Origin of the sequence: Corynebacterium sp. HMSC069E04 (assembly GCF_001813175.1) — a bacterium.
In the GTDB taxonomy this organism is placed as follows: Bacteria; Actinomycetota; Actinomycetes; order Mycobacteriales; family Mycobacteriaceae; genus Corynebacterium; species Corynebacterium aurimucosum.
Genome location: NZ_KV811678.1, coordinates 1 through 298 on the forward strand (window position 1 = coordinate 1; position 298 = coordinate 298).

Below are 298 nucleotides of genomic sequence, written 5' to 3' on the forward strand. Positions count from 1 at the left end.
GAGAGGAACCAGTCACCTGGAAGAGATCGATCCAGTCGCTGGTGTGCAATCTGGGAGGTAGGGTTGCGGGGTCGATTCCTCGCGAGCGCAACCATGATTGTGTCTCTGAACGTGATGAAAACAACCCTGCCCTTCGGAGAATTTCCCCTATCCCGCGTCCCCGGGCGGTGAAAACGGTGTGCACCATCGCCTGAAAGGCTTTGCGTTGCTCTATCGGGATCTTCGGGTCACCCACCCGGCGGATCACTAAGATCCCCCCGTCAACGTTTGGCTGTGGCCGGAAAGCAGACCTTGGTAC

General features: G+C 58.1%; 1 protein-coding gene. It reads right to left on the bottom strand.

Translation table 11 applies throughout. The features are described from left to right. A partial coding sequence (locus HMPREF2896_RS07050; RefSeq protein ID WP_305764440.1) for an rRNA adenine N-6-methyltransferase family protein occupies positions 1–298 on the bottom strand: 298 nt, incomplete at both ends.